The organism is Rubrimonas sp. (genome assembly GCF_036788415.1).
Classification (GTDB): Bacteria; Pseudomonadota; Alphaproteobacteria; order Rhodobacterales; family Rhodobacteraceae; genus Rubrimonas.
This window is the reverse complement of sequence record NZ_DAIQNN010000119.1, coordinates 1-6,654: the sequence shown is the minus strand read 5'-3', so window position 1 is coordinate 6,654 and position 6,654 is coordinate 1. Positions and strand designations below refer to the sequence as shown.

7 protein-coding genes are annotated in these 6,654 nt (G+C 68.5%); 3 read left to right on the top strand and 4 right to left on the bottom strand.

Annotation, left to right across the window (positions count from 1 at the left end; genetic code table 11):
• Window positions 1-145: 145 nt before the first annotated feature.
• From V7Q31_RS16360 to V7Q31_RS16345, 4 genes are all read right to left on the bottom strand, one after another.
• Entirely contained in the window at window positions 146-448 is a 303-nt protein-coding gene (locus V7Q31_RS16360; protein ID WP_333834925.1) for a hypothetical protein, read from the bottom strand.
• Window positions 449-592: 144 nt separating this feature from the next.
• Window positions 593-940 carry a response regulator gene (locus V7Q31_RS16355; protein ID WP_333834924.1) on the bottom strand — a complete coding sequence of 116 codons (348 nt, stop codon included), beginning with the start codon at window positions 938-940 and terminating at the stop codon, window positions 593-595.
• 62 nt (window positions 941-1,002) lie between these two features.
• Window positions 1,003-1,638 carry a response regulator transcription factor gene (locus tag V7Q31_RS16350; RefSeq protein ID WP_333834923.1) on the bottom strand — a complete coding sequence of 212 codons (636 nt, stop codon included), beginning with the start codon at window positions 1,636-1,638 and terminating at the stop codon, window positions 1,003-1,005.
• Window positions 1,635-3,506, bottom strand: coding sequence for an ATP-binding protein (locus V7Q31_RS16345; RefSeq protein WP_333834922.1), 1,872 nt, complete (start codon window positions 3,504-3,506; stop codon window positions 1,635-1,637). Before V7Q31_RS16345 ends, V7Q31_RS16350 begins: the two co-directional genes overlap by 4 nt.
• Before the next feature lie 241 nt (window positions 3,507-3,747).
• Between V7Q31_RS16345 and V7Q31_RS16340 the strand changes: the two genes are divergently transcribed.
• From V7Q31_RS16340 to V7Q31_RS16330, 3 genes are all read left to right on the top strand, one after another.
• Window positions 3,748-5,328 (top strand): arylsulfatase, encoded by a 1,581-nt coding sequence (locus V7Q31_RS16340; RefSeq protein WP_333834927.1) that lies wholly within the window; start codon window positions 3,748-3,750, stop codon window positions 5,326-5,328.
• Window positions 5,329-5,417: 89 nt separating this feature from the next.
• Window positions 5,418-6,392 carry an HAD family hydrolase gene (locus V7Q31_RS16335; protein ID WP_442976706.1) on the top strand — a complete coding sequence of 325 codons (975 nt, stop codon included), beginning with the start codon at window positions 5,418-5,420 and terminating at the stop codon, window positions 6,390-6,392.
• A 14-nt stretch (window positions 6,393-6,406) separates the two neighbouring features.
• Window positions 6,407-6,654, top strand: a 248-nt coding sequence (locus V7Q31_RS16330; protein ID WP_333834921.1) for a multiheme c-type cytochrome, incomplete at its 3' end; no start/stop codon positions are given.

Sequence of the window (6,654 nt, the reverse complement as noted above, 5' to 3'; positions counted from 1 at the left end):
GAGCAGCGGATTGAAAATCCGCGTGTCGGTGGTTCGAATCCGCCCCCGGGCACCAAAAAATCAGATACTTACGACGAAGCGCGGCGGCCCTTTGGTCGCTCTGTCTGGGGTTGCGTCTAGGGTGACAGGTCCGGCGCAACGAGGCTCAACGGCGGAAGAGCGCGGCCAAGCGGTCTAGGGTGCTGTTGCGTGCGTCGATTTGTGAATTGTCGACGCGCCGCTCAATGTTCAGCAAATCCATTTTCGTTGCGCTCACGCCCGTCCCGTTGACGGCATGCAAAATATGGACCGAGTCCCATCGGAAAATTTCAGTACGGCGCAAATATTTGAAGTATGATTGAATATAGATTCTTTTTTTGACCCCATGAACTGTGACAAGTTCCCGTCTCCCCGCCAATCGCAGCGATGATGTGCGTCTAGCCAGTCGGGCTTTGGCGAGTGCCGCCATCTGGCGACCGACGCAGCCTCCTCTCTTTTCCACGCGAGCGTTTCACCGATGCTGAGCCTGTCGCGCGAGCCGCCCGTCTAGCCCCTCATATCCAGGGAAACCCCTCTAGCTCGGTCTCGTAGACAGTCGGACCAAGCGCCCAGGTCAGCCTGCGACCCCGCCGATCAGCCGTTCGAGGTCGGCGCGGGACACGGGCTTGAGCAGATACGCCGCGGCGCCGGCGGCGAGGCAGGCGGCCCTTGCGCCCGGTCGGTCGAATCCGGTCATGACGATCACGCGCGGCGGCCGCGACCGCTCACAGAGCGCCGCGATCAGGGGCGGGCCATGGAGACCGGACAGATGGAGGTCCAGCAGAACGTGCGACGGGGTCGCCAACGTCATCGCATCGAGCAGCGCCTCGCCCGACCCATGCGCGCTCGCCTCCCAGCCGAGCGACGCCGCGAGCCGCGCCATTGCGCGGCACAGGCCGGGATCGTCGTCGACGATCGCCACGTGGCGCTTCGGATTCTCCATGGCGAAGGCTAGCCGCGCGCGGTCGCGACCGACAGTAGGCCTCAGGGCCTATGCCGCGGCGGCCCGCCCGCCACGATCAACCGGACCAGCGCCGCGAGGGAACCCGCGTCCATCTTCCGCATGACGCGCGCGCGATGAACCTTCACGGTCTTCTCGGCCATGCCGAGATCGTGGGCGATCTGCTTGTTCAATTGTCCGGCGACGACGCCGTCCAGCACTTCGCGCTCTCGCGGCGTCAACAGCGCGAGGCGACCCGCCAGGTCGTCCCGCGCGGCTTGCTCGGCGAGCGCCGCGGCGCCCTGCGCCAGCGCCCGGTCGACGGCTGTCAGAAGCGCGGCCGCCTGCACCGGTTTGGTCAGGAAGTCGATTGCGCCCGTCTTCATGGCGCGGACGCTCTTCTCGACGTCGCCCCGGCCCGTCAGGAAGATGACCGGACAGGGGTTGTCCGCGTTCATCAGCACGGACTGAAGGTCGAGCCCGTCGATGCCGGGCAGATGCATGTCGAGAATGGCGCAACCCGTCGACGCGGGGTCGGGCCGGTCGAGGAACGCCTCCGCGCTCGCATGGGTCTCCGCCGCATGGCCCGAGGCGCGGAGAAGCCGCGCCAGCGCGTGGCGGACCGCCCTGTCGTCGTCGACGACATGCACCACCCGCCGCGCCGACGCGACGACCGTCATGGCGCCGGCGCCGCGAGCACCACCCGCGCGCCCCGGTCGACCGAGGGGTCGAAGTTCAACGTCCCGCCATGGGTCTCTGCGATGGTCCTGCAGATCGACAGGCCGAGCCCGAGGCCGTTGGGTTTGGTGGTGCGAAAGGGGCGGAACAGGCCGTCGCGGATCTCGGACGCGACGCCGGTCCCGACATCGCGCACCGCAAGCTCGCGCCAGCCGTCGGCGCGCAGTCTCGTTTCGATGGTCATCCGACGCTCCTCCGCCGTCAGCCCGGCCATGGCGTCCGCCGCGTTCACCATAAGGTTGATCAGCACCTGCTGCAGCTGCGCCTTGTCGCCTCGCACCGGCAATCCCCCACGCTCCAACCGGGTCTCCACGCTCACCCCGCGCATCCGCATCTCGTTGCCGGCGAGCCGCAGGGTCGCGGCGACGACGTCGTTAAGGTCGAGCTCGGCGAGATCGGGCGCGCGTTTCGCGATCTGGCGCCGCAGATCGCCGACGACGGCGGCCGCCCGCCGGTCGTCCTCCACGATGTCCGCGAGGATCGCGCGCACCTCCGCGAGGTCCGGCGGGGTCTGCGCCATCAGGCGCTCGCCGGCCTCGGCGTTGGCGAGGATCGCGGCCAGCGGCTGGTTGAGCTCATGGGCGAGCGCGCCCGACAACTCGCCGATCTGCGCCACACGGGAGAGATGCGCGAGCTCCAGCCGGCCCGCCGCCGCCGCGGTCTCGGCGCTGCGCCTGCGCCTGCCCTGCACGACGAGCGCCGCGATGGTCGCGCTCTGGGCGAGGATCACGGCGAGCGTGATCAGGATCTGCACCCGATAGCGCTCCCACGCGCCGACCTCGCGGAACAGCGCGACCGCGTCCGGCGGCAGCAGGGTCGCATCGAGGCCGAAGCGCCGGATCTGGCGCCAGTCCACCACGGCCGAGACTGGCGCAGCCATGGCGCCCACCGCAGCCCCCGGCGTCTCCAGCGCCTGCAACGCCAGCCGGGCCGCCGCGGCCCCGATGGACTCGAAAGTCGAGAATACCCCGCCGAGCGCGCCGTGGCCGACATAGGAGCTGTAGACGCCGTAGACGGGCGCCGCGGCGCTTGCAGCGATTCGCGCGAGGGCATTGCGCGGAAGGAAGCGCTCGCCGGCCGCATCCTCGAAGACAGTGAGGAAGATCAGGATGGATCCGGCGTCGACTTCGGCTGCGAAACGCTCGAAGCCCTCGATGCTCAGTCCGGAGACATGCTCCACCCGGACGCCGCGGATGTCGGCGAGCGTCTCGCGCGCGCTGACGGCCCATCGGCGGTCGAAGGGGGCGGAGCCGCTGAGCAGGAACACCTGCCGGGCTTCGGGCTGCAGCGCGCGGGCAAGTTGCAGCGTCCCTCCGAGATCGAAATCGGCCGTGACGCCGAAGAAGTTCGCCGGAAGGTCCGAGCGCTCGACCTGAGCCTGCGTCACGGCGCCGAAGATCACCGGCGCATCCGGCGCGAAGGAGGCCGCATTCGCGACAGCGAAGGCGAGCGCGCCCGGCCCGAGCGCGACGATCGCGTCGAGCGGCAGGTCGCTGTACTTCGCCGCGATCTCCTCGGCGAAGCGGCGGTCCTGCTCGGGGCCCGCGAAGCGCTCGCCGTCGCGATACTCGTCGTAGACGTCGTAGCCGTCCGGCAGCGCCGCATCGATGACCGCCGTCATGCCCGCCGTCATCGCCATGTTCGCAGGAAGCGCGCTGTGGCTGTCGTGCAGAACCAGAAACTTGCGGCGCTGCGGCTCCGCATCCGCCGGCGCGGCGGCGCACAGTGCGACGATGATCGCCGCCGCGCGCCAGCGCCGGGCGGCTCGCCCCGCGCGCCGCCGCAACGCCTCGCCGGATCGCAGTCCCATGACCATGGGCCCCAACATTCGAATGAACGTCAAAATAGCAGAATTCCCGGCGCCGCGCCGTCGTTCTTCGACCCGCCCGTCGGCAGGCATAGGCACATGGTCCGACTATCGCCCGCGAGCCGGGCGCGAGAGCGTCCGCGACGGCCTGCGCGCTTGCGTTCGGAGAGCCGAAACGCCGGCGTCCGGAGACCTTTTCGGGGGGGAACGAATGACGAGAAAACGCACATGCCTCGCGGCGCTCATGGTCGCCCTCGCGGCCGGCGGTGTCGCGGCGCAGGACGGCGCGGCGCAAAAGCCCAACATCCTGGTGATCTGGGGCGACGACGTCGGACAATCCAACATCTCGGCGTACACGATGGGGCTGATGGGCTACCGCACGCCGAACATCGACCGCATCGCCGCCGAGGGCATGATCTTCACCGACTATTACGGCGAGCAGTCCTGCACCGCCGGGCGGTCGAGTTTCATCATGGGCCAGTCGGTGTTCCGCACCGGCCTGTCCAAGGTCGGCCTGCCGGGCGCCGAGGAAGGGATGCAGATCGAGGATCCCACGATCGCGGGTCTGCTCCGGGCGGAAGGCTACGCCACGGGCCAGTTCGGCAAGAACCATCTCGGCGACCGCGACGAGCACCTGCCGACCAATCACGGCTTCGACGTGTTCTTCGGCAATCTCTACCATCTGAACGCCGAGGAGGAGCCCGAGAACGAGGATTATCCGCGCGACATGGTCCTGCCCAACGGCGAAACCTTCCTCGGGCGGTTCGGGCCGCGCGGCGTGATCCGCGCCACGGCCAGCTATGGCGAGACCGAGATCACCCAGACGATCGAGGACACCGGCGCGTTGACGATCGAGCGCCAGAAGGTGGTGGACGACGAGACCTCCGACGCCGCCATCGCCTTCATCGAGGAACAGACCGCCGCGGGCGCGCCCTGGTTCGTCTGGTGGTCGGGAACGCGGATGCACTTCCGCACCCATGTCAGCGACGAGAATCGCCAGCGCGCGAACGAGATCGTCGGCAAGCAGGTCGACGAATACCAGGCCGGCATGATCGAACACGACGGCGACATCGGCAAGTTCCTCGACAAGCTCGACGAGCTCGGCATCGCCGACAACACTATCGTGTTCTACTCGACCGACAATGGCCCGCACATGAACACATGGCCCGACGCCGGCATGACGCCGTTCTGGGGCGAGAAGAACACCAATTGGGAAGGCGCGTGGCGGGTGCCCGCGATGGTGCGCTGGCCGGGACGGATCGCGGAGGGCGCGGTGTCCAACGAAATCGTCCATCACATGGACTGGCTGCCGACCTTCCTCGCCGCCGCCGGCGCCGACACGGTCAAGGAAGACCTGCTCGACGGAGTCGCCGTGCCCGAGATGGCGGGCCGCGAGTATCGCGTGCACCTCGACGGCTACAACATGCTGCCGATGCTGACCGGCGAGACCGATCAAAGTCCGCGTAACGAAGTCTTCTACTTCTCGGACGACGGCGATCTGATGGCGCTGCGCTACCGCGACTGGAAGATCACGTTCCTCGAGCAGAAGGAATGGGCCACGTTCCGCGCCTGGATGGAGCCGCTGACGCCGCTGCGCGTGCCTCTGATCGCCAATCTTCGGCGCGACCCCTACGAGCGCGGCTACCGGACGTCGAACACCTATTACGACTGGATGATCGACCGCGCCTTCATGCTGGTGCCGGCGCAGGCCTATGTCGGCCAGTTCCTCGCCACCTTCGCCGACTATCCTCCGCGGCAGGAGGCGGCGAGTTTCAGTCTCGACAAGGTGATGGAGAAGCTCTCCCAACCGGGCGGCGCCCAGTAGCGCCGACGACCTCGCCGCTCCGGCGTCCTGTCGGGGCGGCTCGCTCGCTCGATCCCTGCGGTCCGGGCTACAGATCTGGAGAACGCGCCGTGAAACTCCTGAAAACCCTGTCGATCGCCTTGAGTCTCGCCGCAGCGCCCCTCCTCGCCGACCCGCTGCCCTCGTGGAACCCGGGCGACGCCAAGTCCCGGATCACGAACTTCGTCGAGCGCGTGACCGATCCCGCCTCGCCGGATTACGTCACCCCGCCCGCCCGCATCGCCGTTTTCGACAACGACGGCACGCTCTGGGCGGAGAAGCCGGTCTACTTCCAGTTTCTCTTCGCGATGGACCGGCTGCGCGAGATGGCGGCGACCGACCCCGCCGTGCTGACAAGCGACGTGCTGCGCGCCGCCGCCGCGGGCGACATGGAGACGGTGGAGGCCGCGGGCGAGGCGGGCCTGCTCGAGATCGTCTCCACCACCCATTCCAGCCTGTCGGTGGAGGCGTTCGCCGCCGAAGCGCGCGGCTGGCTCGCCGAGGCGCGCCACACGGAAACCGGCATGGCCTACGATGCGATGATCTACCAGCCGATGCTGGAGCTATTGCGCTATCTGCGGGACGAGGACTTCACGACCTGGATCGTCTCGGGCGGCGGGCTGCACTTCGTCCGCGCATTCTCCGAGGACGCCTACAACATCCCGCCCGAGCAGGTGATCGGCAGCACCGGCAAGGCGAGCTACGCCGTGATCGACGGCGCGCCGACCGTCACGAAGGACCCCGGCGTCTTCTTCCTCGACGACAAGGCCGGCAAGCCGGTCGCCATCGACGCGCGCATCGGGCGGCGGCCCATCCTTGTCGGCGGCAATTCCGACGGCGACTTCGAGATGCTGGAATGGGCGACTTCCGGCGATGGCCCGCGGCTGGGCCTGATCGTCCACCACACCGACGCCGAGCGTGAATTCGCCTACGACCGCGACAGCCACGTTGGCCGCCTCGACCGCGGCCTCGACGAAGCCGGGGCGCGCGGCTGGCTGCTGGTCGACATGGCGCGGGACTGGGCGCGGGTGTGGCCCGGCGAATGAAGCGCCCCGCAGGCATGGCCGCATCCTTCGCCTTGGCCCGAACCCTGTTCTGGGCCGGCGCCGTTTCGCTCGCTCTGCTGCAACACTCCAAGGCCCAACCGGCCTATGTCGGCTCCGCCGCCTGCGTCGATTGCCATCCTGCCGAGGCGGCGGCTTGGGAAGGCTCGCATCATGCGCTCGCCTGGGCCGACGCGACCCCTGCCAACATGCTCGCCGACTTCGACGGGACGACCTTCGCCCATGACGGCGCGACCTACCGCTT

Bases quoted from the DNA above. Each gene is read 5' to 3' on its own strand.
- V7Q31_RS16360 (WP_333834925.1), bottom strand. From the start codon at position 448: ATGGCGGCACTCGCCAAAGCCCGACTGGCTAGACGCACATCATCGCTG.
- V7Q31_RS16350 (WP_333834923.1), bottom strand. From the start codon at position 1,638: ATGACGGTCGTCGCGTCGGCGCGGCGGGTGGTGCATGTCGTCGACGAC.
- V7Q31_RS16345 (WP_333834922.1), bottom strand. From the start codon at position 3,506: ATGGGACTGCGATCCGGCGAGGCGTTGCGGCGGCGCGCGGGGCGAGCC.
- V7Q31_RS16340 (WP_333834927.1), top strand. From the start codon at position 3,748: ATGGTCGCCCTCGCGGCCGGCGGTGTCGCGGCGCAGGACGGCGCGGCG.